This window comes from Rhodococcus sp. G6(2025) (assembly GCF_058628105.1).
Window position 1 is genome coordinate 1167953 of the sequence record NZ_CP179750.1, and the last position, 25806, is coordinate 1193758.

The window sequence follows — 25806 nt, forward strand, 5'->3', positions numbered from 1 at the left end:
AGTACTCACAGGGGGTGTTCCCCGACATCCGCGGCGGCGAGGGTGATGACCAGCAACGGCACCACCTTCGCCGCCGCGATGCGGTAGTGGTTCCTCGACTCCTGCTCGACGATGCGTGCCCCGCCGAGGACGCGCAGGTGGTGGTAGAGCTGACCGGGCGAGGACAGCCCGACCGCGGTCTGCAACTCGGCCGCGCCGGCGGGACCGCGCAGCAGGGTGCGGACGATCTCGAGGCGGGTCGGATGTCCCAGCGCGGCGAGCACGTTCGACACGGCGGTGGGGGACAGGTCGAGGGTGGCGCCGGCGTCGTAGCGGATCGTCCACTGGATCTCGCCGCCCAGGTCGACGGTGCCCTGATATCCGATCTGCCCGATGCTCTCGCCGACGTCGGGTGTCGGGGATTCGGCGGGCCGGGCCGATTCGAGGGCGTGGACGCGCGCCTCGACGTCGGCGAGCCGGGCGTCGTACTCGTCGTTCACACGGCACAACTTAGCTGCGACATTAGCGGGATCGGTCATCGCCTCGGTGACCACACCGGGAAGGTTGCCGCCCTTGAAACCCAGCCCGTCCAGCCCGGGCGGGGCGGGCTGCCATTCAGGGTGGGGACCTCGAGGTCGTCCCAGCCGGCCTGCGCGGCGGCGTCGCCGAGTCGGTCGCGTAGATAGTCGGGGACGGCGTTGTCGCTCTCCTGGATCATCGCGGTCACCATCTGCTCGAGCGTGACGGTGTCGTCGGGTTCGGTGACACCGAGCCGCTGCAGAGCCTTCGGGTGGGCGCCGCCGTCGGTGTTCGGGAGGTACCAGCGTTCCCACTCGGACAGCGGTACCGGCTCGGCCGGGTCGAGTTCACCCGACGCGACGGCCCGGGCGTAGGTGGCCAGGTGCACCACCTTGATCGTGGACGCCAGCGGAACGGTGTCGCCGGCGCGGTGCTCGACCGTTCGGCCGCGACCGTCGTCGACGACGAAGGCGACGTCGTCGGGGTGGGAGCCGACGACTGCTGCTGCTGTGAGCGCGCCCAGTTTGCTGGTCATCGAGAAGATCCCTTTACCTGTGGAAATTCGATAATTCGGAATTACGGAATTCTAGAAGTATGGTAACGCGAACCGGTAGGACTGTCGAGACCGCACGCTCCGAACGTCCCGTTCGGAGCGGCCCGTAGGCTGACACCCGTGCGCGTACTCGTTATCGGCTCCGGAGCCCGTGAACATGCCCTCCTTCTCGCCCTCGCTCGCGATCCGGGTGTCAGTGCCCTGATGTGCGCGCCCGGCAACGCCGGGATCGGCAAGATCGCCGAGCAGCACCCCGTCGACATCGCGTCCGGGGAGGCGGTGGCCGCCCTCGCGAAGAAGCTCGACGCCGACCTCGTCGTGGTCGGCCCCGAGGTCCCGCTGGTGCTGGGTGTCGCGGACGCCGTCCGCGCGGCAGGCATCGCCTGCTTCGGCCCGTCGGCCGACGCCGCGCGCATTGAGGGTTCCAAGGCGTTCGCCAAGGACGTCATGGCCGCCGCCGGTGTGAAGACCGCGCACAGCGAGATCGTCGACTCGCCCGCCAAGCTGGACGAGGCACTCGACCGCTTCGGGCCCAACTGGGTGGTCAAGGACGACGGCCTCGCGGCAGGCAAGGGTGTCGTGGTCACCACCGATCGGGACGCCGCCCGCGATCACGCGGCCGAACTGCTCGAGAACGGTCACCCCGTTCTCCTCGAATCCTTCCTCGACGGTCCCGAGGTGTCGCTGTTCTGCGTCGTCGACGGCGAGACCGTCGTGCCGCTGCTGCCTGCCCAGGACCACAAGCGCGTCGGCGACGGCGACACCGGACCCAACACCGGCGGCATGGGCGCCTACACGCCGCTGCCGTGGCTGCCCGAGCAGACCGTGACGCAGATCGTCGACGACGTCGTGAAGCCGGTCGCGGCCGAGCTCGTCGCCCGGGGCAGCGCCTTCAGCGGCCTACTGTATGCCGGGCTGGCGATCGGCAAGGACGGCCCCGCCGTGGTCGAGTTCAACTGCCGCTTCGGCGACCCCGAGACGCAGGCGGTCCTCGCGCTGCTGAAGAGTCCGCTCGGCGAACTGCTGAACGCGGCGGCCACCGGAACGCTCGATCAGGTCGCGCCACTCGAATGGCAGGACGGGTCGGCGGTGACCGTGGTGGTCGCGGCCGAGCACTACCCGGCCACCCCGCGCACCGGCGACGTGATCACCGGCGCCGACGGTGACGGCGTCCTGCACGCAGGCACGAAGCTCGTCGACGATCAGGTGATCTCCGCCGGCGGACGCGTGCTCAGCGTGGTCGGAGTCGGAGCGGACCTCGACGCGGCGCGCGCGGATGCGTACTCCAAGATCTCCGCGATCAAGCTGCCGGGAAGCCACTTCCGCAAGGACATCGGACTGGCCGCTGTCGAGGGACGCATCGCCATTCCCTGAGGTCGAGGCCTCCCACGGCTGAGAGGCGTGCACCCCCGGAACAACCGGGGGTGCACGCCTTTTTCGTCACGTCACCGGGCGGTCCATCCTCCGTCGATCGTGTAGGAGGCGCCGGTGACCATGCCTGCGTCGGCGGACGCGAGCCACGCGACGAGGGACGCCACCTCCGCCGGTTCGACCAGTCGCTTGATCGCGCTCTCGGTGAGCATCACCTTCTCGATCACGTCGGACTCGCTGATGCCGTGCACCTGTGCCTGATCCGCGATCTGCTTCTGCACCAACGGTGTCAGCACGTAACCGGGGTTGACGCAGTTGCTGGTGACGCCGTGCGGGCCGCCCTCGAGCGCCGTCACCTTCGACAGTCCCTCGAGTCCGTGCTTGGCGGTGACGTATGCGGCCTTGAACGCCGATGCGCGGAGCCCGTGCACGGACGACACGTTGATAATGCGCCCGAATCCCGTGGAATACATGTGCGGCAGGGCGGCACGGATCAGCAGGAACGGCGCCTCGACCATCAGCGTCTGGATGCGCCGGAAGTCCTCGGGGCGGAATTCCTCGATGGGGCTGATGGTTTGGATCCCGGCGTTGTTGACGAGGATGTCGGTCTCGAGTCGCAGCTCGGTGAGCGGATCGGCGTCGAGGAGGTCGACGTGCCACGCGGTTCCGTCGATCTCGTCGGCGAGGCTCTTGGCGGCCACGTCGTCGAGGTCGGCGACCGTGACGTGGGCTCCGCGTGCGGCGAGCGTCCGGGCGCAGGCTGCGCCGATTCCGCTGGCGCCGCCGGTGACGAGGGCGGTGCGTCCGGTCAGGTTCTGCTCGGTCATGCGGGGACCCCGTTCTTCGCGCCGGCAGCCTTCTCGTCCGCCAGGATCTGGGCGTCCGCCTCGTCGATCGATTCGAGCGAGATGCCCTTGGTCTCCCGGGCGACGATCACGGCGACGACGGTGACGAGGCACGCGATCGCCAGGTAGATCGCAATCGGAACGGACGAGTCGTACTTGCTGAGCAGGCTGGCCGCGATGATCGGCGCCAGCGAACCGGCCACGATCGACGTCACCTGGTAGCCGAGGGAGACACCCGAATACCGCATGCGCGTCGGGAACATCTCGGCCATGATCGCCGGCTGACCGGCGTACATGAAGGCGTGGAACACCAGGCCGATGATGATCGCTCCGAGGATGACGGCGTTGTGCCCACTGTTCATCATCGGGAAGGCGAAGAAGCCCCACGTGCCCGCGGTCACCGCGCCGATCATGTAGACGGGGCGCCGGCCGATGGTGTCGGAGAGCCGCCCGACGAGCGGGATCACCGCGAAGTGCACCGCATGCGCGATCAGCATCCACCAGAGGATCTGCGCGGTGTCCGTGTGGACGACCACCTTGAGGTAGGTGATCGAGAACGTGACCACCAGGTAGTACATGACGTTCTCACCGAAACGCAGGCCCATCGCCGTCAGCACGCCGCGGGGGTAGCGCCTGAGCACCTCGAAGACGCTGAACGACGTCTCCTTGATGTGCTCCGCTTCCTTCTGCGCCTGGATGAAGATCGGGGCGTCCGTGACCTTCGTGCGGATGTAGTAGCCGACGAGGACGATCACGGCCGACAGCCAGAACGCCACGCGCCAGCCCCAGCTGAGGAACGCCGCATCGGACAGCGTCGTCGTCAGGATCAGCAGGACGACGGTCGCGACGAGGTTGCCCGCAGGCACGCCGGCCTGCGGCCACGACGACCAGAAGCCGCGGGACTTGTTCGGGCTGTGCTCGGCCACCAGCAGCACCGCGCCACCCCACTCGCCGCCGACGGCGAATCCCTGGATGAAGCGGAGAGTGACGAGCAGGGCCGGGGCCCAGTACCCGATCTGGCCGTACGTGGGCAGGCAGCCCATCAGGAACGTGGCCGCGCCGACGAGGAGGAGGCTGAACTGGAGCAGTTGCTTGCGGCCGAACTTGTCGCCGAAGTGACCGAAGACGATGCCGCCGAGAGGCCGGGCGACGAAGCCGACGGCGTACGTGACGAACGCCGCGATGATCGCGTCGAGTTCGTTGCCGCCGGCCGCGAAGAAGACCTTGCTGAACACGAGCGTCGCCGCGGTCCCGTAGAGGAAGAACTCGTACCACTCGACGACGGTGCCGGCCATGGACGCGCCGACCACCTTCTTCAGCCCGGACGGCGGGGCTTCCTTCGCGTGCGCTGTTTCGTCGACGCTCATCTGTCGCTCCTCGTTACACTCCGCACCCCGTTGTGACTGGGGACACAGTTCATTGGTCCTGCCGAGTATTGATGCATATTTGTGCGCACACAATGACGCAACCTGCAGGCGGCATGTGCAAATATGCAGAAGTGACCTCCGGAACAGCCCTGCCCAGCGCCGACGACCTGCTCGTACTGCTGGCAGTGGGGCGGACCGGCCGCTTCAACACCGCCGCCGACGACCTGGGCGTCAACCACACGACCATCTCGCGCAGGATCGCGAGTCTGGAGAAAAGCCTCGGCGGCCGGGTACTCGTGAAGGCCGCGGGCGGGTGGGAACTCACCGACCTCGGGCGGCAGGCGCTGACCGCGGCCGAACGCGTGGAGGCCGCCGTCCACGGACTCGTCGCCGAACCCGGCCGCGCCGACCACCTGCAGGGCGTGGTCCGGGTGTCGGCGACCGACGGGTTCAGCGCCTACATCGCGGCACCCGCCGGCGCGCTGATCCGCAGCAGGCACCCCGAGGTGTCCGTGGAGATCGTCGCGATCACCCGCCGGGCCTCACAGCATCGCTCGGGGCTCGACATCGAGATCGTCGTGGGCAAGCCGCAGGTGCACAGGGCGGAGGCGCTGTGGCTGGCCGACTACACCCTCGGCCTGTACGGCGCGAAGGCGTACCTGTCCGAACACGGCACCCCGAGGCAGGTGGGTGATCTGGCCGATCACTCACTCGTCTACTTCATCGACTCGATGCTGCAGGTCGACGAACTCGACCTCGCGCGCCGCCTCACCGTCTCGATGCGCGAATCGGTGACGTCGACCAACGTGTTCGTGCACGTCGAGGCCACCCGGGCGTCGGCGGGCATCGGATTGCTGCCGTGCTTCATGGCCGACCGCCACGACGACCTCGTGCGGGTGCTGCCCGGGCAGGTCGAGGCCACGCTGGCGTACTGGCTCGTGGCGCGACCCGAGTCGTTGCGCCGACCGGAGGTCGCGGCGGTGGTGGGCGCGATCCGGGAGACGGTGGAGGCGCAGCGGGACGCGTTGGCCGGGCAGTGAGCGCGTCACGCTAGCGTCAAGGGGTGCGTCCCGAATCCCAGCGGTCCAACATCCAGACCTTCCACGTGATGGACGTGTGGAAGGCCGCCACCGAACGTCAGCGCACCCACGGTGACGTGCTGACGCTCGCAGCGGGACAGCCGTCCACTCCCGCTCCGCAGCCGGTTCTCCGCGCGACGCGGGAAGTGCTCGACGGACACCTGCTCGGCTACACCGAGACGTTCGGCATTCTGCCGCTGCGGGAGGCGATCGCCGGATACCACTCCGCCAGGTCCGGTATCGACGTCGACGCCGAGGACGTCGTCGTGACCACCGGATCCTCGGGTGCGTTCACGCTGCTGTTCCTCGCCGCGTTCGACGTCGGCGACACCGTCGTGGTGGCCCGCCCCGGCTACCCGGCCTACCGGAACACGCTCGCCGCGCTCGGCTGCACCGTCATCGAGATCGACTGCGGAGCAGACACCCGGTTCCAGCCGACGGTCGCGATGCTCGACGCCCTGCCCGAGCCGCCTGCCGGACTGATCGTCGCCAGCCCCGCCAACCCCACGGGCACCGTCATCGACCCCGGCGAATTGGCCGCCCTCGCCCGCTGGTGCGACGAGCACGGGACGCTGCTGATCTCCGACGAGATCTATCACGGCATCGGATACGGCGAGCAGGCGATGACCAGCTCGTGGGAGACGTCGCGCGAATCCGTCGTCGTCGGATCGGTGTCGAAGTACTTCTCGATGACGGGCTGGCGGCTGGGCTGGATGCTGGTGCCCGAGGGGCTGCGTCGCCCGTTGCAGCGGCTCGCGTCGAACATGACGGTATGCCCGCCCGCCATCTCCCAGTACGCGGCGATCGCCGCGTTCACCGAGGAATCGAGGGCCGAGCTCGACGGCCACGTCCAGCGCTACGCCGTCAACCGGGAGCTGCTGCTCACCGGACTCCCGGAACTGGGTATCACCGACCTGGCGCCCGCCGACGGCGCGTTCTACGTGTACGCCGACATCGGGCACCTGCTCGGCGGGTCCCACGGCGCGACGTCGACGGAATGGTGCTCGCGACTGCTGCAGGACACCGGTCTGGCGCTGGCCCCGGGCATCGATTTCGACACCGTCCACGGCGACCGGACGGTCCGGCTGTCGTTCGCCGGATCCACAGCCGAGGTCCGGGAATCGCTGGTGCGACTGGGTCGCTGGCTGTAGCCGGAGTTTCCCGGCCACGCCTCTTGCGGCGCCGCCGCAGCAGTTGTTCGATGGACTTGGGCGCACTGCGTGTTCGGGCGTGCCAGGCAAGGAGAACGGCGATGCTGTACATCGCGTTGTTCGCATTCGTGTTGTGGGTCCTGTGCTTCGCCGACGCCATCACCACCGACGACGACCAGTTCCGGAACCTCTCGAAGGAGGGCTGGCTGGTGATCGTGCTGCTGCTTCCGCTCGTCGGCTCGGTGTTGTGGCTCCTCGTCGGACGGCCGCAGAGGGACCAGGGAGGTCAGCTGCCCGCCGACCCGGAGGAAGCCGAGTTCGTGCGGCGGTGCCGGGAACGGGCGGAGGAGCAGCGCCGGGAAGGTTTCCACGGGCGCGACCAGGAGTAGAAGGCCTACACTGTGGCTAGGATTACAGTGTTACACACCGGCCCTGAGGCGACGACATGAGCGACATCAGTCATCCACAGCCACCCGTTCCCGGCGGAGTCCGCATCGGGACCGTGGAACGGGAGCAAGCCGCGGCGGCACTCGCCGAACATTTCGCAGCCGGACGGCTCGAGACCGACGAGTTCGACGCGAGGGTCCGCCAGGCGTACCTCGCCAAGACCGCCGCCGACCTCACGCCGCTCTTCGCGGACCTCCCGGACAAACAGCGCTTCGTGCCCGAACCCGATCGCGTGCGCCGCGATCCGGGACGGGAGGCCGCGGCGCTGCGGACACTCGTGTTCGTGGTGGCCGTGCTCGCCGCGATCCTGTGGGTCGCCCTGGTCCGCGTCCCCCCGCTCGTCTTCCTGCCCATCGTCTGGCTCGTGCTGGCCCGGCGCGGCTTCGGCAGGCGGTCGTGCCGGGCGTGGTGACGGGCTGACCCGGACCGGCGAGAACTGCGGAAAACTACCGCGAGGTCGGTTGTCGCTCCCGTACTCTGACAGGCAGGTCCACGCCGTCGAGCGATCGAGGAGCCACGATGACCACCAGAATTGTGCGATGTGCGAGCCTGATCCCGGTTGTTGCGGCCTCCGCGCTGCTGCTGGGTGGGTGCGGTTCCGACAGCAGTGACACCTCGTCGACCTCTGCCAGTGCCACGGCGTCGGCCACGGCCACGACGACGGCGCCCACAACGACGGGCACGGCGGTGGCATCCGCGGTCACCAAGCAGCAGGCGGAGCAGATCGCCGTCGCGACGGTCCCGGGTGGCACGGTCGTTAACTCCGAGGAACAACAGCGGGACGGTAAGACGGTGTGGCACGTCCACATCCGCGACACACGGGGCTACGACTACGACGTGAATGTCGATGCGGCGACCGGCGCGGTGGTGCCCGACAGTCAGAACAGGGAGACCACCGCGACGCCCGCACCCGCGCCCCCCGCCGGCGGGGTGGTCACCCAGCAGCAGGCGGAGCAGATCGCGGTCGCGACGGTCCCGGGTGGCACGGTCGCGAACGCCGAGCAGCAGCAGCGGGATGGTACGGCGGTGTGGCACATTCACATCCGCGACGCCAAGGGCTGGGATTACGACGTGAACGTCGACGCGGCGACCGGAGCCGTCCTTCCCGACAACTGACCGCAGTGGGTGGAACGACCCATGTTCCGCCCGGGGCGGGATGGGTGAATTTCCCGATGCCCGGGTGGTGACGTCGCTCTAGCGTCGAAGGCATGGTCAACACGTCAGTTCTCGTGTCGCGCTCCGACTTCCAGCGGTGGGCCGCCCGTGCGGGCGCAGCGGGACCGCTGGTGTTCACCGCGGGGTTCGTCGCCCAGGAGGCAGTCCTCCGGGACGACTACAGCCCGATCGCCGACCCGATCAGCGCTCTCGAGGCGGACCCGAGTGGGTGGATCCAGCAGCTGAACTTCCTGGCGTTCGCCGTGCTACTGCTGATCTTCGCGGCCGGACTGCACCGCGGCATCGCGGCGACACGCTTCGGCTGGGCGGGACCGGCCCTGCTCGGCGCGGCAGCGGTGGGGCTGACCCTCGCCGCCGGGTTCCCGTTGCGTGAGGACGCGACCGGGAACGCCTACGACCCCGGCCACCATGTGATCGCGGGGATCACATTCTTCTCCTGCAGCGCGCTGTCGCTGCTGGTGCTGTCGCGCCGGTTCGCCGCCGATCCGCGGTGGCGCGGCCTGGCGCGGTACACCGCGGTCGCCGGGGTCCTCGGACTGGGATGCTTCGTGATGCTGGGCCGGTTCGCGATGCCGGAGGGTGCCCCGCTGCACGACGTCGCCGGACTTCTCCAGCGGTTCACGCTTCTCGCGGTGACGTTCCCCGCGCTGGTGACGATCGCCCTGCGGCTCCGTCGCCTCGCCTGCCGGCCCCCGGATCTCATCCGGTCGTGAAGGCCGGCATCTGTACTCGCGCGAGGCAACTCGTGTGGTAGCCGCCGGCCGGGTTCTCGAGGAAGCCGACCGTGACGGCCGGGGCACAATCCGAGGACTGCAGTACGTCGTGACCGAGCCCGGGGAACTCGAGGACCTCGGACCGCGACAGGGTTTCGGCCGCGGTCCGCGCCTGCGATCCGCACCGACACCCGCATGGTCCCGACGCTACGCGGGCGGGCTCCACCGCCCACATACTTCGCGGTCTGTCGTCCAATTTGCCCTGGTGCGGCACCCGCGGCTGGCAGGATGAATTGGTGTCATCTGCGGCAACTCCGAAGGGCGAACGGCGCCGACAGGCGCTGGTCGAGGCTGCCGCCGATCTGCTGCTCGAGGGCGGATTCGATGCTGTCCGGCACCGCTCGGTGGCCACCCGGGCCGACCTTCCGCTCGCGTCGACCACCTACTATTTCGAGTCGCTGGACGACCTGATCGCGAAGGCCGTCGAATGCAACGGCAACCGCGATCTCGCGGTCATGCGCAGCCGCGTCGACGACGTCACGCACCGGCGCCGCGGCCGCGAATCCACCGTCGACCTCCTCCTCGAGCTACTCGTCGGACCGGCACTGATCAGTGAGGACTGCCGCGAGAGGCTGATCTCCCGGTACGAGCGGTTCACGGCCTGCGCGCGTCGCCCCGAACTGCGCGAGGTGCAGTTGCGGTTGCGCGCGCAACTCGACGACATACTCACCGAGGCCCTGCGACGCTCCGACCGCGACGTCCGGCAGGAGCAGCTCCGGCGGCTCGTCGCCGTCGTCGACGGAGCTCTGGTGACCGCGCTCGGCGAACACGACCCCGACCTGCGTGCCCTAGCCCGGGCCATGCTGCTCGACGTCGTCGACGTCGTCGCGCCGGCCCTCGACCGGCCGGACCACGTCGAGCTGTAGCACCGCCGTAAACTGAGGACTCGTGAGCCGCATCCCGAACGTCCTTGCCAACCGTTACGCCAGCCCCGAACTCGTCGAGTTGTGGTCGCCCGAGCACAAGATCGTCCTCGAGCGTCAGCTGTGGCTCGCCGTGCTGCGTGCCCAGGCGGAACTCGGGATCGACGTGCCGGCCGAGGCGCTCGCCGACTACGAGCGGGTGCTCGAGCAGGTGGACCTCGACTCCATCGCCGACCGCGAGCGCGTCACGCGCCACGACGTGAAGGCCCGCATCGAGGAATTCAACGCACTCGCCGGGCACGAGCAGGTTCACAAGGGTCTGACCAGCCGCGACCTCACCGAGAACGTCGAGCAGCTGCAGATCCTGCGGTCGCTCGAGCACGTCCACGCGCACGGTGTCGCGGTCGCCGCCCGGCTGGCCGAGCGGGCCGCCGAGTACGGCAGCCTCGTCATGGCAGGCCGGTCGCACAACGTCGCGGCGCAGGCCACCACACTGGGCAAGCGGTTCGCGTCCGCCGCCGACGAACTGCTCGTCGCGCTCACCCGGCTGCGCGAGTTGATCGACCGCTACCCGCTGCGCGGCATCAAGGGGCCCATGGGCACCGCGCAGGACATGCTCGACCTCCTCGACGGCGACGCGTCCAAGCTGGAGGCGCTGGAGCAGAAGGTCGCCGAGCACCTCGGCTTCTCCCACGTGTTCACGAGCGTCGGCCAGGTGTACCCGCGGTCGCTGGACCACGACGTGCTGTCGGCGCTGGTGCAGGTGGCGGCCGGGCCGTCGTCGTTCGCGCACACCATCCGCCTGATGGCCGGCCACGAACTGGTCACCGAGGGCTTCCAGCCCGGCCAGGTCGGCTCGTCCGCGATGCCGCACAAGATGAACACCCGCTCCTGCGAGCGCGTCAACGGACTGCAGGTCGTGCTGCGCGGGTACGCGACCATGGCCGCCGAGCTCGCGGGCGCGCAGTGGAACGAGGGCGACGTGTTCTGCTCGGTGGTGCGCCGCGTCGCGCTGCCGGACGCGTTCTTCGCGATCGACGGACTGATCGAGACGTTCCTGACCGTGCTCGCCGAATTCGGCGCCTACCCCGCCGTCATCGAGAAGGAACTCACCCGGTACCTGCCGTTCCTCGCCACCACCAAGGTCCTGATGGCCCTGGTGCGGGCCGGAGTGGGCCGGGAGACGGCGCACGAGGTCATCAAGGAACACGCCGTCGCCGTCGCGCTGGCGATGCGCGAGGAGGGCAGGGAACCCGACCTCCTCGACCGTCTGGCCGCCGACGACCGCCTGCCCCTCGACCGGGCCGCCCTCGACGAGGCCCTCGCCGACAAGAAGGCGTTCATCGGTGCCGCCGAGTCGCAGGTCGCCACGGTCGTCGCGCAGGTGCAGAAGCTCGTCGACGCCAACCCTGAGGCAGCCGCCTACCAGCCGTCCCCGATCCTGTAGGCGCGTAGCGCCCGTGCGCCTTTTTGGTAGCGGGGACTACCGAAAAGGCGCACAAGCACCGGAGGTGCCTACCCGTGAACTGCATTTTCTGCGAGATCGTGTCGGGCCGATCCGACGCCAGCGTCGTGCACGAGGACGACGACGTGATGGCGTTCATGGACATCCGGCCGTGGACCTCCGGACACCTGCTGGTGGTCCCGAAGCGGCACGCGAGCGGGCTCGCCGACCTCGACCCGGGCGACGGCGCGGCGGTGTTCGCGGTGGGACAGCGCATCGCGACCGCGCTGCGTCACGGGCCGATGCGTGCCCAGGGCGTCAACTTGTTCCTCGCCGACGGGATCGCCGCCGGCCAGGAGGTCTTCCACGTCCACCTGCACGTCGTTCCCCGGACGGCCGGTGACGGGTTCGGGCTGCGCGGAATGCCGAAGTCGCCGAGCAGGATCGCGCTCGATCAGACGGCGGGCGTCATCCGTTCCTCCCTCACCTGACGTGAGTGGCAAAGCGTGCGGGAGCACACTTTGTCACTCACGTGCGGGGAAGCGGACCTCGCCGGTGGGGCCGTTCTCGTCGAACCGTCGTTCGGTGATGTCGAAGGTGCCGTCCGGCCGGACCCGCAGCAGTGTCGACGCCCGCGTCCCGTAGTCGCCGTAGTGAATGAAGCGGGACGACAGGGCGCGCTCGAGTTCGGGTTCGATGCCCGTGTCGGGCAGTGAGTCCCACGGTGCGGGGTCGCTGTCGGCGAGCACGTCGAAGTATGCCCCTGGGTCGGCCTCGGGGCTGCCGTCGTCGGCTGCGAGGGCGGCGGCGAATGCCTGCTTGCCGCCGGTCACCTTCGGCCACGGCGTGTCGAGTTCGGCGTTGGACAGGCCGTGGACGCCGGGTTCCACCCGCTGCCGCCTGCCGTGGGGCCGGTTGGTGGCCCACCACAGTTCCGTGGGGTCGCCGACGAGCAGGTTGAAACTGCCGTACTCGGCGCCGGTCGCGGCCACCTGTTCGGCGTAGTCGGCGGGTGACAGCCCGCCGCGGAGGTAGTCGACGGGCAGGGCGCCGCGGGACCGCGCCCCGGTCGAGGGGGCGCCGTTGCGGACGTTGGTGACGGCCGCGAATCGCTGGGAGTCGGCAATTCCCATCCAGGTGCCGCCGGCGAGCAGATCGCGGCCCGCGAGGAACCCGTCGTCCCACCTGCTCAGCGGTTCGGTGGGCCGGGCGTAGAACTCGTCGCGGTTGGCCGCGACGACGAGGGGGAGGTCGGGGCGGGTATGCCAGGCGAACAGGACCAGGCACATGCAGACGTCTCCTCGTCACCTCGATCATCCGAACTCGCTTGTGCATGCCCGAGCGTAGCCGCCCTCGTAATACCTCTGAAACAGAGCTATATTGATGTCATGGCACAGAACGAGTCGCCTGCCGAACAGCTCTTCGCCGCAATCGGATTGCTGCGCCGGCACACGCGCCGTCGAGTCGGGCGGCCGTGGCCGGAGACCCCGTTGACGGGGTCACAGGTGGAGTTGGTGCGTCTGCTCCGTCGCAGGCCCGGCACGTCCGTCGCGGAGGCCGCGGCGGCCCTGGGCCTCGCCGCGAACACGGTCTCCACCCTCGTGCGGCAACTGACCGACGCCGGGCTGGTCGAACGGGTGCGGGACGAGTCCGACCGCCGCGTCGCCCGCCTGGCGCTCACCGACGACGCACGGGCCCAGGTCGAACGGTGGCGCGACCGCCGCAACATCGAGGTCGCCGCCGCATTCGACGGACTGAGTGCCGAGGACCGGAAGGCCATCGAATCCGCCGTACCCGCCATCACCCGCCTCGCCGGAGCGCTCCACCCGGATCAGGCCGGGCCGAGCGATCAGGAGGTTGCCAGATGATGTTTCGCAGGGCGCGGACCGCCGCACGACAGCGGCCGTCCCACGACGCGCTGGCACTGTCGCACGTGACCTACTCGTTCGGGGACTACACCGCGGTGAAGGACCTGAGCCTCGTGATCGAGGCGGGGGAGTGCTTCGGCCTTCTCGGCCCCAACGGGGCGGGGAAGACCACCACGATCCGACTGCTCAACACGCTGCTTCCGCTGCAGGACGGCGACGTGAGCATCTTCGGGTACGACGTGCGCACCCAGGCCATGGCCGTTCGACGGCTGCTCGGGTATGTGCCGCAACAGTTGTCGATCGAAGGCGCGCTCACCGCCCGTGAGAACGTGTCCTGGTTCGCCCGCCTCTACGATGTGCCCCGGTCCGAACGCCGGCGCCGGGTGGACGAGGTGCTGGAGATGGTGGATCTCGCCGACGTCGCAGACCGGGTGGCGTCGAGTTTCTCGGGCGGCATGGTCCGGCGCCTCGAACTCGCGCAGGCGTTGGTCAACCGGCCGTCGTTGCTGGTGCTCGACGAGCCGACGGTTGGGCTGGATCCGGTTGCGCGGGATTCGGTGTGGACCCGCGTCACCGAGATGCAGAAGCAGTACGGGATGACGGTCCTGCTCACCACCCACTACATGGAAGAGGCCGAGGCGCTGTGTGATCGGGTCGCGTTGATGCACCGCGGCGAACTGCGGGCGGTCGGTTCCCCATCGGGGCTCGTCGCCGAACTGGGGCCCGACGCGACGCTCGACGACGTCTTCCGCCACTTCACCGGTGACAGTCTCACCGCCGACGAGAAGGGAGGGCTCCGGGATGTCCGTAGCGCCCGCCGCACTGCCCGCCGTCTGGGCTGAACCGCCGACCCGGGGTGTGCTCCGGTTGTTGTCGCGGATCGTCACGTTCTGTCTGGTCGAGCTGCAGAAGCTCCGCCACGACCGGACGGAGTTGGTGACCCGCGCGATCCAGCCGATTCTGTGGCTCGTCATCTTCGGGGAGACGTTCAGCCGCATCCGTGCGATCCCGACCGGCGGCGTCCCCTACCTGGACTATCTGGCGCCGGGCATCATCGCCCAGTCGGCGCTCTTCGTGGCGATCTTCTACGGCATCCAGATCATCTGGGAACGCGACGCCGGGGTCCTGACCAAACTGCTCGTGACACCCACTCCGCGTGCGGCTCTCGTCACGGGTAAGGCGTTCGCGGCCGGTGTTCGCGCGGTGGCCCAGGCCGTGGTCGTCGTGGTCGTGGCGGCGCTGCTCGGCGTCGGAATGACGTGGAATCCGGTGCGACTTCTGGGTGTCGTCGCGGTCGTGGTGCTGGGAGCGGCGTTCTTCTCGTGCCTGTCGGTGGCCATCGCCGGGGTGGTGCTCAAACGCGACCGGCTGATGGGGATCGGGCAGGCGATCACGATGCCGCTGTTCTTCGCGTCGAACGCGCTGTACCCGGTGGAATTGATGCCGGGGTGGGTCCAGGCGATCAGCCGCGTCAACCCCCTGAGTTACGAGGTGTCCGCACTCAGGGGGCTGCTGATCGGCCAGCCGACGAACTACTGGCTGGACTTCGGGGTGCTCGTGGCGGCCGCGGTGCTCGGGATCGCCGTCGCGTCCGCGCTGCTGGGGAGACTGTCCCGATAGCCGGGTGGGGTCACGAAGTCACGAACGTCTTCTCCAGTGCCCGCCGCAGGTCGGACTTGCTGATCTTGCCGACGCCGGTGACCGGGAACTCGTCGACGAACACGACCTTGTCCGGCACCTTGTATTCGGCGAGTCCGCGGCCGCGGACGAACTTCTTGAGTTCGACGGCCTTCGGCTGCTCGCCCTGGACCACGACGAACGCGCAACTCCGTTCACCGAGATACGGGTCGGGCATCGACACCACCGCGACGTCGGCGACGGCGGGGTGTGCGAGCAGATGGTTCTCGACCTCTTCCGCGGCCACCTTCTCGCCGCCGCGGTTGATCTGGTCCTTCGCGCGGCCCTCGACGACGAGGTAGCCGTCGTCCGTGAGCCGGACGATGTCGCCGGTGCGGTAGAAGCCGTCCTCGGTGAACGCCGTCGAATTGTGTTCGGGAGCCCGGTAATACCCGCGGATGGTGTACGGGCCGCGGGTGAGCAGATGACCGGACGTGCCGTTCGGGACGGGCTCGCCCCGGTCGTCGACGACCCGGACCTCGTCGTCGGGGCTGATCGGTCTGCCCTGGGTGGTGACGATCGTGTCTTCCGGGTCGTCGAGCCGCGTGTAGTTGACCAGGCCCTCCGCCATCCCGAAGACCTGCTGCAGCGTGCACCCGAGTTCGGGACGGACCCGCTTCGCGGCCTCGGCGCTGAATTTGGCACCGCCCACCTGCAGCGCCTCGAGGCTCGAGAGGTCGCGTTCCGTGCGACCACTGGCGGCGAGCCACGCCAACGCGAGCGGCGGCACCAGCGACGCGATCGTGACGCCCTCCTTCTCGATGAGCGCGAACGCGGTGTCGGGACTCGGATCCGGCGCGAGCACCACGCGACCACCGGCGTGCAGCACACCGAGGATGCCCGGTGAGCTCATCGGAAAATTGTGCGCCGCAGGCAGAACGACGAGCATGCGGGTGCTCTCGTCGACACCGCAGATGCGGTCCGACTCGCGCACCGAGTACAGGTAGTCGGTGTGCGTGCGCGGGATCAGCTTCGACACCCCGGTGGTTCCGCCCGAGAGCTGCAGGAATGCCACGGATTCCGGACCCACCGCCGGCCCGTCCGAGATCGGTTCCGCCGCCCGCAGTTCGTCGAGTGACGTGAACTCCTCCGCGTCCCCGGCCACGATGATTCGGGGCGGATTCTCGGCCGAGGCCACCACGTCGCGGGCAAGGGTGCGGTAGTCGAATCCTGCGTGCGTATCGGTGACGACGTAGGCCGCGGCGTCGGTGAAGCTGCAGAAGTAGGAGATCTCCTGGGCGCGGTGCGCGGGAAGCGCGAACACCGGCAGTGCGCCGAGCCGGAAGACCGCGAAGATCACCTCGACGTACTCGACGACATTCGGCAACTGCACCACCACCCGGTCGCCGGGCTGCACCCCCGACGACTGCAGCCCGGCGGCGAGCCGGTCGGCGCGGTCGGACAGTTGCCGGTAGGTGAGGGCACGGTCGACCCCGGACGCGTCCGGCCCGGTCACGGCGATCGCGTCCCCGAATTGCTCGGCGCGGGCGCCCAGGAACTGCTGGAACGTCTCGTCCGTCCAGTACCCGGCGTCACGGTAGCGCGCGGCGAGGTCGGCGGGGTAGCCGACGGTGGTCTCCAGGGGAGCGCGAACGCTCGTGGTCATCGAAAGTCCTTTCACGGGCATGGCTGTTCGGGGTCGTCAGGCTCGGAGGGTAGCGCCGCCGTCGACGTAGAGCGCCTGCATGGTGATGTGACGTGCCCGCTCCGACAGCAGGAACTCGACGGAGTCCGCGATGTCGGCGGCGTCGGCGATACGGCCCAGCGGGATACCGACCTTGAACGTGCCCAGGTCTCCGTCGATCGCCCCGCGCGCTCCGGTGTCGTCGGCGGGGTCCGACCACAGCGATCGCTGCATCGCGGTGTCCGTCGAGCCGGGGGCGACGATGTTGGCGCGGATCCCGTATTCGGCCAGCTCGAGACCGAGTACCCGGACGATCATCGAGACGGCGGCCTTGGACGCGCCGTACGCGCCCATGCCGGTGCGGGGGACGCCCGCGGCGTTGGAGCCGACCACGACGATGGAACCGGCTGCACGCTCGCGCATTCCGGTGCCGACCGCCCGCAGCACGTTGACGAGGCCGGTGACGTTGACGTCGAACACCCGCTGCCAGCTCTCGGGGTCGGTATCGAGCACCGATCCGGTCTCGAGCACACCCGCCACGTGCGCGAGTGCGGTGATGGGTCCGTGCTCGTCCTCGATCCGGCGGACGGTGTCGGTGACGGCGGCGGTGTCGCGGATGTCGGTGACGGCGGTGCCGAGCGGCGGGGTGTCGAGTAGTGCCGCGGTGGCGGCGAGGCCGTCGGCATCACGATCGAGCAGTACCAGGCGGTGGCCGGACCGCGACAGTGTGACGGCCGTGGCCCGCCCGATGCCCTGTGCCGCCCCGACGACCAGTGTCGTGCCGCTCATCGGGGAAGTCCCAGTGCGGCGAGGACTGTGCCCAGTTTGGTTGTGGTCTCGGCGAGTTCGTCGTCCGGTTCGGAGGCGGCGACGATGCCGCCGCCGGCGTACGCCGTGACGGTGGTGCGGTCGGCGTCGATCTGCGCGCACCGGATGGTGACCATCCATTCGCCGTCACCGTCGGCGTCGGCCCAGCCCACGGCGCCGGCGTAGAAGCCGCGGTCGCCCTCGAGTTCGCCGATCAGCGCACGCGCGGCGTCGGTGGGGGTGCCGCACACGGCCGGGGTCGGGTGCACGGCGACGGCGAGGTCCAGTGCGGTCACCGAGCGGTCCCGCAGCCGTCCCGACACGGGCGTGCCGAGATGCCACAGTTGCGGTGTGCTGGTGAGGGTGGGCCGGTCGGGGATGTCGAGCTCGGTGCAGAACGGTTCGAGGCTCGCACGCAGCGCCTCGACGACGAGGGCGTGTTCGCGCAGATTCTTCTCCGACGACGCGAGGTTTTCCGCGGTCAGCCGGTCGATCTCGGGATCGGTGTGCCGGGGAGCGGATCCGGCGAGAGGATGGCAGGTCACGGTGTCGCCGTGGCGACGGATGAGCACCTCGGGACTCGAGCCGACGAGGTGCCGTCCCGACCAGCCTGTGCCTGCGGCGCTCAGATCGACGCTGAAGCCGTTGCCGCCGAGGTCGTTCGCCACAAGTTGCGCGAGCAGTGCGTGCGGATGCAGCGGTTCGTCGGCGTGCAGGACGACCGATCGGGCGAGCACCACCTTGTGCAGTGCGGCCTCGGGTTCCCGCAGCACGTGAATGGCGGCGGCGACCCGGGAAATGTGCTCGTCCTCCGCGGGAATCGACGCACCGGCGCGCACGCGCGGAAGGGCCTGCAGTCGAGGGGACCAGCTTCCCGGGTGATGACGCAGCGTCTGTGGTGCGATCAGCGCGGCGGGATGTGACGGGTCGAAGGCGAGCGCGCCGACCACCGACGTCGCGGTGCCGCTCCGCAGGGCCGCCGCGGCGTCGTGGGCGGAGTCGTAACCGGTGCGGATGCCGTCGGCGATCACGGTGCCGTGCGGTCGGGAGAGAATGAACGGCGCGCCCGGCGGGAGGTCCGCCGAAGTCTCTGCGGACTCGGCAACGGCCGTCGACTGCATATGCGATCACCTTTCGTAGCGGACAACTGCGGTGCGCGTGGCGATGCGCACCGTCACGTCACGACCATATACGGTTAGCCTAACCTTTGGTGGTTCAGCTTGTCCGTCTGCGGTCCCGTTTCGACACGTATTCCGTTGCAGACCAGCGATTTCGAGTCACGACGTGGGGCGCGATATCAGCCGCAAACAGCATCTGGATTCTCGCCACCCCCGACTGGCCTAACATCGCATGCACACGTTGCATGGAGGGCAGGCGGCTGCAATGACCGAACGCAGGTTTTCGCTCGATCAGCGGATCGTCGCCGCCCTCCAGGTCGACGGGCGGTGCTCCTGGAGCCGCATCGCCCAGGCGCTCGGCGAACCCGAACGGAACGTCACCCGGCACGGCATCGCGCTCCTCGAGTCCGGCCGGGTGGCCGTCACCGCCGTCGCGAACAGCGGCGGCACCGCGATCGTCCGCCTCCAGTGCTCCCCGGGAACGGTTCGGGTGGCGGCGAGCGCCCTCGCCCAGCGCAGCGACTGCATCTTCGTGTACATCCTCACCGGCACCGCCGACTGTGTGGCCGAGATCCACGTGTCCCGGGACCGCCTCCCGAAGCTCGTCATGGACGAACTGCCCGCGACGATGGGCGTGGTCCGAAGCTGGACCGACCCCGTGCTGCGATACTTCCGCACGGTCCGCGAGTGGGAGGCCGGGGTGCTGACCCCCGCCGAGAAGGAAGCGATCGGCGGGGTGTCGCCTCCGGCGACCTTCCTCACGGACCTGGAACGCGGCACCCGGGATCCCGTCGACCGGACGATCATCCGCGAGCTGATGCAGAACGGGCGGGTGGGCACCACGGCGCTCGCCCGGACCGCGGGCGTGTCCGAGGCGACGGCCCGGCGACGCGTCCAGTCGCTGCTCGCCGAGGGTGCGATCAGCCTCCGGGTGGTGGTGGATCCGGCCCTGTTCGGGCTGCGTGCCGAGGCGATGCTGTTCATCAAGACTCAGCGCAACCGGATCGAACCGCTTGTGCGGGGGATGCTCGAGATGCCGTACGTGCGGTACGCCGCCGGCACGGCGGGCGAGTACCAGGTGGTCGCCAACATCGCCGCGCCCGACGAGTCGGTGCTCTACGACTACATCACCACCGCGCCGTGGGTGGCGGACGCGGCGGCCCTGGAAACCAACATGGTGGTGCAGGCGGTCAAACGCAGCGGGCGGGCAATGTGACGGATTTCGACATCTGGCGGCCCCTCCGGCACACCTGATTGCGATCTCCGACAGGCTGGTGGCCGATTTCGCCGAACCTCGTCCAGCTGTTGAGTGCTGTGATCCGCACCACGCATGCTTCCTCTACTCCCCGGATGGAAGAAGGAACAGCATGCAACGAGACGCCATTCTCGGGGCGATCGAGGATTCGCCGCAGCGCCGCTGGCTGCTGCTCGTCCCGGTCGCCCCGGTGCTCGCACTCGTCACCGCCGTGTGGCTGCCGTTTGTGAACACCGCCGACCTGTGGCTGGGGATGCCCCGGCTGCTCGTCTGGTGCTCGGCCTGGGTGCTCCTGCTGCTGCCCGCCCTGGCGGCGGTGGAGTTCGGCCTCGTCCGGCCGCACGAGGAGCGGCGCGACGACCGCCAGTTCGAGGAGGCGACGCTATGACGAACTCAGCTCTGTGGATCACCCTGGCCGGCATGATCGGATTGGCCGTGATCGCGGTCGGTGGACGCCGGAAACGCGCTCAGAACCTGAGCGAGTGGACGGTCGGCACGCGGAACTTCGGTGTGGTCACCAGTTTCTTCCTGCAGGCCGGTGAATCGTTCACCACGTTCACGTTCCTCGGTGTCGCCGGTATCGCGTTCACCGCGGGCATCGGCGCCACCTACGCCATCCCGTACATCCCACTCGGCTACGTGGCCCTGTATTTCATCGGACCGCGAATCTGGAAACTCAGCAAGGACCGCGGATACATCACCCAGGCCGACTTCTTCGCGGACCGGTACCGCAGCCCGCTCCTCGGCCGGCTCGTCGCCCTGTGCGGCATCATCTTCCTGCTGCCGTACCTGCAGCTGCAGATCACCGGCCTCGGTCTGATCGTCCGTCTCGTCACGGGCAGCGCGAGTTCGGGCACGCTGAGCATGATCGTCGCGACCGTCCTCGTCGTCGGATTCGTGCTGTGGGCCGGCATTCACGGCCTCGCGCGCACCGCCTACGTCAAGGACGTCCTGATCCTGCTCGCCGTCGTGGTGCTGTCCATCGTGATCCCGTTGCATTTCGCCGGTGGCATCGGCGACGTGTTCGGCCAGATCGCCCAGACCCACAGCGAGATGCTGACCGTGAACCCCGGCGACTACGACAAGGTCTGGTGGACCACGAGCCTGCTGATCTCCGCGATCGGCTGCGGATTCCTCACCACCCCGCACCTCTGGCCGCCACTGCTGGCCGCGAAGAACGGTCGAGTGATCCGCTCCAACAACACTTTTCTGCCGATGTACCAGGTGGTCATGATTCTCCCGATCATGCTGGGCTTCGTCGGGATCCTCGCGCTGAATCCCAACACCAGCAGCAACGCCGTCCTGCTCACGCTGGCCGGGGGAGCCCTGCCGAACTGGGCGCTCGGACTGATCGCGATCGCCGCGGCCTCCGCCGCGATGCTGCCTGCCGGCGCCATCTGCATCGGCATCTCGACGCTGGCGTCGCACAACCTGGTGAAGATCGAAAGCGAGCGCACGAAGCTCCGGTTCAACCACCTGGTCGTGATCGCGGCTGCCACCACGGCTCTCGTACTCGGCCTGACGCGCCCCGATCTGCTGGCCAACCTGTTGCTGCTCACGTTCGGCGGTCTCAGCCAGCTCGCTCCCGGTCTGGCGCTGGCTCTGCCCGAGAAGCCATTGCTCGCCAAGCAATCCGTGTTCGCCGGACTCGTCGTGGGCATGCTCACCGTCATCGTGATGACCGTCTTCGAACTGAACCTCGCCAACATCGACGCCGGCATCTGCGGCCTGGTCCTCAACCTCGCGGTAATCGCCGTCGTGGAGGCCGTCGTCCGCGCCACCCGTCCCCGCACCCCGACCTCCGCGTCGTCGGAAGACCTTCCGGCCGCCACCCCGATCCTGGAGACCACGTAATGACCATCGATCACTACTCGACCGCGCGAGAGATGCTCGCCGCACTGCGTAGCAAGGACATCTCGGCCCGCGAGCTGCTCCACCTGCACACGGACCGGATCACGCAGGTGAATCCGACGGTCAACGCGCTCGTCAGTCTCGACCTCGACCGCGCGCACGCCACCGCCGCCGCCGCGGACGCGCAGACTGCGGCCGGGACCCCGGTGGGGCCGCTGCACGGACTGCCGTTCGCGTTCAAGGACACTCACGACGTCGCCGGATTCCCGACGGTGGCGGGCTCACCGCTCCTCGTCGACAACGTGCCAGAGACCAGTGAGCTGATCGCCGAACGCGTCATCGCGGCCGGGGCCGTCACGATCGGCAAGACCAACGTCCCCGAATTCGCCGCAGGCTCGCACACGTTCAACCCCGTCTTCGGGACCACCACCAACCCGTACGACCCCACCAAGAGCGCGGGTGGCTCGAGCGGCGGCGCCGCGGCGGCGCTCGGTGCGGGACTCGTCCCGCTGGCCGACGGCAGCGACATGGGCGGTTCGCTGCGAAACCCGGCGTCGTTCTGCAACGTCGTCGGATTGCGCCCCACCCCCGGCCGTGTTCCGTGCTGGCCCAACAGCGCGCCCTGGGACTCACTCGTGACGCAGGGGCCGATGGCCCGGAACGTCGACGACCTGGAACTGTTGCTGTCGGTGATCTCCGGACCCGACGCGCGGATCCGCAGTTCTCTCAGCGCCGACGCCGTCGCGCCGCGTCTCGGTGTCGCCGGCCTGCAGGGTCTGCGCGTCGCGGTGTCCGCGGATCTGAACGGCATCTTCCCCGTGGACGCGCCGGTCCGCGAGATTCACGACCGGCAGTCGTCGATCTTCGCCGCCGCGGGTGCCGTGGTGGCCGAGGACGCGCCGTCGATTCCCGACGCCGAGTGGGTGTTCCGCACACTGCGGGCATGGCGGTTCAAGATCGACCTCGGTGACCGCGCCGACGCCACCCCCGAACTGCTGAAGCCGTCGCTGCTCGACAACATCCGGCAGGCAGACCGGCTCTCCGCCGACGACGTCGCGAAAGCCATGGTGGCGCAGGCGGAGATCCAGCAGCGCGCCGTCGAGTTCTTCACCCACCACGACATCCTGGTGATGCCCGTGTCGCAGGTGCTCCCGTTCGACGCCGAGCTCGAGTACCCGGCGGCGGTCGACGGCCGTCGCTGCGACGACTACCTCGACTGGATGACGTCCGCGTTGACCGTGACGGTGCTGGGTTGCCCCGCGATCTCGGTTCCCGCCGGCTTCAGCGCCGACGGTCTGCCCGTCGGCGTGCAGATCGTCGCCGCCCCGGGCAACGACCTGTTCCTGCTCGACGTGGCACGGGCCTACGAGCAGCTCAACCCCGTCGGGGCCACGCGTCCGCACCTTCTCCAGAGGGCGGCAGCGTCTACTTCGTGAAGTCGTCCTCGCCGACCCGGTGGACGTGGATGAGGTTGGTGGATCCGACGGTGTGTGGGGGTGAGCCGGCGACGATGACGACGAGGTCGCCGCGCCGGTAGCGGCCCAGTCGGAGGAGGGCGGTGTCGACCTGGCGGATCATCTCGTCGGTCGATTCGACCGGGTCGACGAGGAAGGTTTCGGTGCCCCAGGTGAGGGCGAGTTCGTTGCGCACCTGGGGTACCGGGGTGAATGCCAGCAGCGGCAGCGGGGTGTGGAGCCGGGCGAGTCGTCGCACGGTGTCCCCGGACTGGGTGAACGCCACCAGCGCTGCGGCGTCCAGGCGTTCGCCGATGTCGCGGGCGGCGAACGAGATCACCCCGCCGTGGGTGCGGGGAGTGTGGGTGAGGGCGGGGACGGTGGTGGACTGGTGTTCGACGGCGGAGAGGATCCGCGCCATCGTCGCGACCGTCTCGGTCGGGTAGGCGCCGACGGAGGTTTCACCGGACAGCATCACCGCGTCGGCGCCGTCGAGGACCGCGTTGGCGACATCCGACGCCTCGGCCCGGGTGGGGCGGGAGTTGTCGATCATCGACTCGAGCATCTGGGTGGCGACGATCACCGGTCGGGCGTTCTCCCGGGCGATCTGCACGATGCGTTTCTGCACCAGCGGCACCTGTTCGAGGGGGAGTTCCACCCCGAGGTCGCCGCGCGCGACCATGACGGCGTCGAAGGCGCGCACGATCGCCTCGATGTCGTCGACGGCCTCGGGTTTCTCGATCTTCGCGATGACCGGCACCCGACGGCCGATCCGGTCCATCACGTCGTGGACCCGGTCGATGTCGGTGGGGGCGCGCACGAACGACAGGGCGATCAGGTCGACGCCGAGCCGCAGGGCGAATTCGAGGTCGTCGATGTCCTTGTCCGACAGCGCCGGGACGGAGACGTCCATTCCGGGGAGGGAGACGCCCTTGTTGTTGCTGATCGGGCCGCCCTCGGTCACCCGGCACACGACGTCGTTGCCGTCGACGTCGAGGACGGTCAGCGCGATCTTGCCGTCGTCGACCAGCAGTCGGTCACCGGGCCGCGCGTCCTGGGTGAGGTGGGTGTAGGTGGTCGAGACCCGGTGGTGGGTGCCCGCGCAGTCCTCGACGGTGATCCGGACCTGTTCGCCGGTCGCCCATACCGCCCCGCCGTCGGCGAAGCGGCCGAGGCGGATCTTCGGTCCCTGTAGGTCCGCGAGGATTCCGACGGCTCGGCCGGTGTTGTCGGCTGCGGCGCGGACGCGGCGGTAGTTGGCTTCGTGGTCGGTGTGGTCGCCGTGACTGAAATTCAGTCGGGCGATGTCCATCCCGGTTTCGACGAGACTGCGGGTGCGCTCGTCCGTGGCGGTGGCCGGCCCGAGCGTGCAGACGATCTTCGCCCTCCGCGGCGACAGCAGCGACGCCGCGCCGACATCGGCGGCGAGTGGCGAGGGGATGTCGGTGAGAGTCATCGTGGTCCTTCGTTGTGGAGAAGTGAGCTGCGGCCGATGTCGCACCCGATACGGGTGAGGAGTTCGCCGGTCAGCTCCGGGTCGGTGGCCGTGTTCCGGTCGGTGTAGTCGCCGAGGGCATGGATGTATTCGAAACCGGTGGGTGCCCAACGGTTCCGGGAGAGCGTGTTGCGGCCGGCGACGGCGATCACCGGGACCGGGTGGGCGCGGCGGGCGAGGACGGCGAGGAGTTTGCCGTGTTCGGTCTGCTCGTCGATGCTGCCCTCGCCGGTGATCACCAGGTCCATTCCTGCGAGGTAGCCGTCGAAATCGAGCAGGTCGAGGAAGTACTCGGCACCCGAGACCATGCGTGCTCCGAGCATCATGGCGGCGAATCCGATGCCGCCGGCGCTGCCGGCGCCGGGGGAGTTCGCGACCGTACGCGCCTGCGGGTGGCCGCTGCGGGTGAACGCGTCGACGAGGTTGTCGAGGCCGGCGTCGAGTTCGCGCACGGTTGCGGGGTCGGCGCCCTTCTGGGGGCCGTACACGGCGGCGGCGCCGTTCGGTCCGGTCAGTGGGTTGGTGACGTCGCCGGCGATCACGATCTCGATTCCGGAGAGATTCACTGCGCGGGAGGAATCGACCGTGTGGACCTGGTGCAGGGTCCGGCCGCAGGCCCGCAGTTGCCGGCCGTCGGCGTCGGCGAACGTGAATCCCAACGCGGCGAGCATGCCCATTCCGCCGTCGGTGCCGGCGGACCCGCCCAGGGCGAGGACCAACCGGCGGGGTCGAAACCGCAACGCCTTCGAGATCGCTTGTCCCATACCGAGGCTGGAGGCGTCGAGCGGAGCGCGGCGGCCGCCTGGGAGGGTGGCCAGACCGCAGGTGTTGGCGACTTCGATCACCGCTGTGGTGCCGTTGACTGCGATACGACCGCGCTGGGGTGTTCCGGTGGCGCCTGCGACGGTGACCGGGTGTGGAGTGAACCCGACGGCCACCGCCGCGTCGACGCTGCCGTCGCCGCCGTCGGCGAGGGGAAGCTGTGTGCTCTCGATTCCCGCCGAGGCGAGTCCGGCAGAGAGGTGTTCGGCGACATCGGCTGCGGAGAGCGAGCCCTTGAACTTGTCCGGGGCAACCAGAACCCTCATCG

At 69.1% G+C, this 25806-nt stretch carries 27 protein-coding genes; 17 read left to right on the forward strand and 10 right to left on the reverse strand.

The features are described 5' to 3' along the window. Positions 1-5: 5 nt before the first annotated feature. Together ACLIVD_RS05580 and ACLIVD_RS05585 are read right to left on the reverse strand one after the other, a co-directional pair. Positions 6-479, reverse strand: a complete 474-nt coding sequence (locus ACLIVD_RS05580; RefSeq protein ID WP_283353348.1) for an ArsR/SmtB family transcription factor — start codon at positions 477-479, stop codon at positions 6-8. A 35-nt stretch (positions 480-514) separates the two neighbouring features. Next, positions 515-1033, reverse strand: a complete 519-nt coding sequence (locus ACLIVD_RS05585) for a serine hydrolase (protein WP_491932083.1) — start codon at positions 1031-1033, stop codon at positions 515-517. Between the two features lie 138 nt (positions 1034-1171). Here ACLIVD_RS05585 and purD point away from each other — a divergent pair, with 138 nt between their 5' ends. Then, positions 1172-2425, forward strand: a complete 1254-nt coding sequence (gene purD, locus ACLIVD_RS05590; protein ID WP_491932084.1) for a phosphoribosylamine--glycine ligase — start codon at positions 1172-1174, stop codon at positions 2423-2425. A gap of 71 nt (positions 2426-2496) precedes the next feature. Here purD and ACLIVD_RS05595 read toward each other — a convergent pair whose 3' ends face one another. Both ACLIVD_RS05595 and ACLIVD_RS05600 read right to left on the reverse strand, forming a co-directional pair. Next, the gene (locus ACLIVD_RS05595; RefSeq protein ID WP_283353352.1) at positions 2497-3249 is read right to left on the reverse strand and encodes a 3-hydroxybutyrate dehydrogenase; all 753 of its coding nucleotides are present in this window, start codon (positions 3247-3249) and stop codon (positions 2497-2499) included. Further along, positions 3246-4634: an MFS transporter gene (locus tag ACLIVD_RS05600; protein WP_477952907.1), complete on the reverse strand. Its 1389-nt coding sequence runs from the start codon at positions 4632-4634 to the stop codon at positions 3246-3248. The genes ACLIVD_RS05595 and ACLIVD_RS05600 overlap by 4 nt, the downstream gene beginning before the upstream one ends. Before the next feature lie 113 nt (positions 4635-4747). Here ACLIVD_RS05600 and ACLIVD_RS05605 point away from each other — a divergent pair, with 113 nt between their 5' ends. The 9 genes from ACLIVD_RS05605 to ACLIVD_RS05645 all read left to right on the forward strand — a co-directional run bounded on the left by ACLIVD_RS05605 (position 4748) and on the right by ACLIVD_RS05645 (position 12058). Continuing rightward, complete coding sequence (locus tag ACLIVD_RS05605) at positions 4748-5674, forward strand: LysR family transcriptional regulator (protein ID WP_491932852.1); 927 nt, start codon at positions 4748-4750, stop codon at positions 5672-5674. Between the two features lie 23 nt (positions 5675-5697). Next, positions 5698-6864: a pyridoxal phosphate-dependent aminotransferase gene (locus ACLIVD_RS05610; RefSeq protein ID WP_491932085.1), complete on the forward strand. Its 1167-nt coding sequence runs from the start codon at positions 5698-5700 to the stop codon at positions 6862-6864. A 101-nt stretch (positions 6865-6965) separates the two neighbouring features. Further along, positions 6966-7253, forward strand: a complete 288-nt coding sequence (locus ACLIVD_RS05615; protein WP_491932086.1) for a PLDc N-terminal domain-containing protein — start codon at positions 6966-6968, stop codon at positions 7251-7253. 56 nt (positions 7254-7309) lie between these two features. Further along, on the forward strand, positions 7310-7723 hold the full coding sequence (locus ACLIVD_RS05620) for a DUF1707 SHOCT-like domain-containing protein (RefSeq protein WP_280778781.1): 414 nt from the start codon (positions 7310-7312) through the stop codon (positions 7721-7723). Positions 7724-7830: 107 nt separating this feature from the next. Next, positions 7831-8427 (forward strand): PepSY domain-containing protein, encoded by a 597-nt coding sequence (locus tag ACLIVD_RS05625; protein WP_280778780.1) that lies wholly within the window; start codon positions 7831-7833, stop codon positions 8425-8427. 92 nt (positions 8428-8519) lie between these two features. Then, complete coding sequence (locus ACLIVD_RS05630) at positions 8520-9200, forward strand: DUF998 domain-containing protein (protein WP_491932087.1); 681 nt, start codon at positions 8520-8522, stop codon at positions 9198-9200. A 296-nt stretch (positions 9201-9496) separates the two neighbouring features. After that, a complete protein-coding gene (locus ACLIVD_RS05635) occupies positions 9497-10126 on the forward strand; it encodes a TetR/AcrR family transcriptional regulator (RefSeq protein ID WP_283330597.1) in 630 nt (209 codons plus the stop codon). A gap of 22 nt (positions 10127-10148) precedes the next feature. Next, the gene (purB, locus tag ACLIVD_RS05640) at positions 10149-11570 is read left to right on the forward strand and encodes an adenylosuccinate lyase (RefSeq protein ID WP_283330598.1); all 1422 of its coding nucleotides are present in this window, start codon (positions 10149-10151) and stop codon (positions 11568-11570) included. A 74-nt stretch (positions 11571-11644) separates the two neighbouring features. Beyond that, a complete protein-coding gene (locus tag ACLIVD_RS05645; RefSeq protein ID WP_280778775.1) occupies positions 11645-12058 on the forward strand; it encodes an HIT family protein in 414 nt (137 codons plus the stop codon). Between the two features lie 33 nt (positions 12059-12091). Here ACLIVD_RS05645 and ACLIVD_RS05650 read toward each other — a convergent pair whose 3' ends face one another. After that, a complete protein-coding gene (locus ACLIVD_RS05650; RefSeq protein ID WP_283330600.1) occupies positions 12092-12856 on the reverse strand; it encodes an NRDE family protein in 765 nt (254 codons plus the stop codon). A gap of 99 nt (positions 12857-12955) precedes the next feature. Between ACLIVD_RS05650 and ACLIVD_RS05655 the strand changes: the two genes are divergently transcribed. The 3 genes from ACLIVD_RS05655 to ACLIVD_RS05665 are packed head-to-tail and all read left to right on the forward strand — an operon-like array spanning position 12956 to position 15055. Further along, positions 12956-13435 (forward strand): MarR family winged helix-turn-helix transcriptional regulator, encoded by a 480-nt coding sequence (locus ACLIVD_RS05655; protein ID WP_491932088.1) that lies wholly within the window; start codon positions 12956-12958, stop codon positions 13433-13435. Further along, positions 13432-14277, forward strand: a complete 846-nt coding sequence (locus tag ACLIVD_RS05660) for an ABC transporter ATP-binding protein (RefSeq protein ID WP_317569882.1) — start codon at positions 13432-13434, stop codon at positions 14275-14277. Before ACLIVD_RS05655 ends, ACLIVD_RS05660 begins: the two co-directional genes overlap by 4 nt. After that, on the forward strand, positions 14237-15055 hold the full coding sequence (locus ACLIVD_RS05665) for an ABC transporter permease (protein WP_491932089.1): 819 nt from the start codon (positions 14237-14239) through the stop codon (positions 15053-15055). Before ACLIVD_RS05660 ends, ACLIVD_RS05665 begins: the two co-directional genes overlap by 41 nt. 10 nt (positions 15056-15065) lie before the next feature. Here the strand turns inward: ACLIVD_RS05665 and ACLIVD_RS05670 are convergent, their stop codons facing one another. Genes ACLIVD_RS05670 through ACLIVD_RS05680 form a run of 3 tightly spaced genes read right to left on the reverse strand, consistent with a single transcriptional unit; the run spans position 15066 to position 18664 of the window. Next, the gene (locus ACLIVD_RS05670) at positions 15066-16718 is read right to left on the reverse strand and encodes a (2,3-dihydroxybenzoyl)adenylate synthase (RefSeq protein WP_491932090.1); all 1653 of its coding nucleotides are present in this window, start codon (positions 16716-16718) and stop codon (positions 15066-15068) included. A 36-nt stretch (positions 16719-16754) separates the two neighbouring features. Next, entirely contained in the window at positions 16755-17525 is a 771-nt protein-coding gene (locus ACLIVD_RS05675) for an SDR family oxidoreductase (protein ID WP_280778767.1), read from the reverse strand. Continuing rightward, positions 17522-18664 (reverse strand): isochorismate synthase, encoded by a 1143-nt coding sequence (locus tag ACLIVD_RS05680; RefSeq protein WP_477952921.1) that lies wholly within the window; start codon positions 18662-18664, stop codon positions 17522-17524. Before ACLIVD_RS05680 ends, ACLIVD_RS05675 begins: the two co-directional genes overlap by 4 nt. A gap of 262 nt (positions 18665-18926) precedes the next feature. On the opposite strand from ACLIVD_RS05680, the gene ACLIVD_RS05685 reads away from it, so the two are divergent. From ACLIVD_RS05685 to ACLIVD_RS05700, 4 genes are all read left to right on the forward strand, one after another. Next, positions 18927-19877, forward strand: coding sequence for an Lrp/AsnC family transcriptional regulator (locus ACLIVD_RS05685; protein ID WP_280778764.1), 951 nt, complete (start codon positions 18927-18929; stop codon positions 19875-19877). A 151-nt stretch (positions 19878-20028) separates the two neighbouring features. Then, positions 20029-20304: a hypothetical protein gene (locus tag ACLIVD_RS05690; protein ID WP_491932091.1), complete on the forward strand. Its 276-nt coding sequence runs from the start codon at positions 20029-20031 to the stop codon at positions 20302-20304. Continuing rightward, positions 20301-21770 carry a sodium:solute symporter family protein gene (locus tag ACLIVD_RS05695; protein ID WP_491932092.1) on the forward strand — a complete coding sequence of 490 codons (1470 nt, stop codon included), beginning with the start codon at positions 20301-20303 and terminating at the stop codon, positions 21768-21770. Before ACLIVD_RS05690 ends, ACLIVD_RS05695 begins: the two co-directional genes overlap by 4 nt. After that, entirely contained in the window at positions 21770-23203 is a 1434-nt protein-coding gene (locus ACLIVD_RS05700; RefSeq protein WP_005254857.1) for an amidase family protein, read from the forward strand. Before ACLIVD_RS05695 ends, ACLIVD_RS05700 begins: the two co-directional genes overlap by 1 nt. Here the strand turns inward: ACLIVD_RS05700 and pyk are convergent. Both pyk and ACLIVD_RS05710 read right to left on the reverse strand, forming a co-directional pair. Further along, on the reverse strand, positions 23193-24677 hold the full coding sequence (gene pyk / locus ACLIVD_RS05705; RefSeq protein ID WP_283330609.1) for a pyruvate kinase: 1485 nt from the start codon (positions 24675-24677) through the stop codon (positions 23193-23195). The two genes, ACLIVD_RS05700 and pyk, sit on opposite strands and share 11 nt — an antisense overlap. Further along, positions 24674-25804, reverse strand: a complete 1131-nt coding sequence (locus ACLIVD_RS05710; protein WP_491932093.1) for a glycerate kinase — start codon at positions 25802-25804, stop codon at positions 24674-24676. The genes pyk and ACLIVD_RS05710 overlap by 4 nt, the downstream gene beginning before the upstream one ends. Between the last annotated feature and the right edge of the window lie 2 nt (positions 25805-25806).

Excerpts from the sequence above, each read along its gene's own strand:
- ACLIVD_RS05585 (WP_491932083.1), bottom strand. The coding sequence starts at position 1,033 with ATGACCAGCAAACTGGGCGCGCTCACAGCAGCAGCAGTCGTCGGCTCC.
- ACLIVD_RS05595 (WP_283353352.1), bottom strand. The coding sequence starts at position 3,249 with ATGACCGAGCAGAACCTGACCGGACGCACCGCCCTCGTCACCGGCGGC.
- ACLIVD_RS05600 (WP_477952907.1), bottom strand. The coding sequence starts at position 4,634 with ATGAGCGTCGACGAAACAGCGCACGCGAAGGAAGCCCCGCCGTCCGGG.
- ACLIVD_RS05605 (WP_491932852.1), top strand. The coding sequence starts at position 4,748 with ATGTGCAAATATGCAGAAGTGACCTCCGGAACAGCCCTGCCCAGCGCC.
- ACLIVD_RS05615 (WP_491932086.1), top strand. The coding sequence starts at position 6,966 with ATGCTGTACATCGCGTTGTTCGCATTCGTGTTGTGGGTCCTGTGCTTC.
- ACLIVD_RS05620 (WP_280778781.1), top strand. The coding sequence starts at position 7,310 with ATGAGCGACATCAGTCATCCACAGCCACCCGTTCCCGGCGGAGTCCGC.
- ACLIVD_RS05625 (WP_280778780.1), top strand. The coding sequence starts at position 7,831 with ATGACCACCAGAATTGTGCGATGTGCGAGCCTGATCCCGGTTGTTGCG.
- ACLIVD_RS05630 (WP_491932087.1), top strand. The coding sequence starts at position 8,520 with ATGGTCAACACGTCAGTTCTCGTGTCGCGCTCCGACTTCCAGCGGTGG.
- ACLIVD_RS05650 (WP_283330600.1), bottom strand. The coding sequence starts at position 12,856 with ATGTGCCTGGTCCTGTTCGCCTGGCATACCCGCCCCGACCTCCCCCTC.
- ACLIVD_RS05655 (WP_491932088.1), top strand. The coding sequence starts at position 12,956 with ATGGCACAGAACGAGTCGCCTGCCGAACAGCTCTTCGCCGCAATCGGA.
- ACLIVD_RS05660 (WP_317569882.1), top strand. The coding sequence starts at position 13,432 with ATGATGTTTCGCAGGGCGCGGACCGCCGCACGACAGCGGCCGTCCCAC.
- ACLIVD_RS05665 (WP_491932089.1), top strand. The coding sequence starts at position 14,237 with ATGTCCGTAGCGCCCGCCGCACTGCCCGCCGTCTGGGCTGAACCGCCG.
- ACLIVD_RS05670 (WP_491932090.1), bottom strand. The coding sequence starts at position 16,718 with ATGACCACGAGCGTTCGCGCTCCCCTGGAGACCACCGTCGGCTACCCC.
- ACLIVD_RS05675 (WP_280778767.1), bottom strand. The coding sequence starts at position 17,525 with ATGAGCGGCACGACACTGGTCGTCGGGGCGGCACAGGGCATCGGGCGG.
- ACLIVD_RS05680 (WP_477952921.1), bottom strand. The coding sequence starts at position 18,664 with ATGCAGTCGACGGCCGTTGCCGAGTCCGCAGAGACTTCGGCGGACCTC.
- ACLIVD_RS05685 (WP_280778764.1), top strand. The coding sequence starts at position 18,927 with ATGACCGAACGCAGGTTTTCGCTCGATCAGCGGATCGTCGCCGCCCTC.
- ACLIVD_RS05690 (WP_491932091.1), top strand. The coding sequence starts at position 20,029 with ATGCAACGAGACGCCATTCTCGGGGCGATCGAGGATTCGCCGCAGCGC.
- ACLIVD_RS05695 (WP_491932092.1), top strand. The coding sequence starts at position 20,301 with ATGACGAACTCAGCTCTGTGGATCACCCTGGCCGGCATGATCGGATTG.
- ACLIVD_RS05700 (WP_005254857.1), top strand. The coding sequence starts at position 21,770 with ATGACCATCGATCACTACTCGACCGCGCGAGAGATGCTCGCCGCACTG.
- pyk (WP_283330609.1), bottom strand. The coding sequence starts at position 24,677 with ATGACTCTCACCGACATCCCCTCGCCACTCGCCGCCGATGTCGGCGCG.
- ACLIVD_RS05710 (WP_491932093.1), bottom strand. The coding sequence starts at position 25,804 with ATGAGGGTTCTGGTTGCCCCGGACAAGTTCAAGGGCTCGCTCTCCGCA.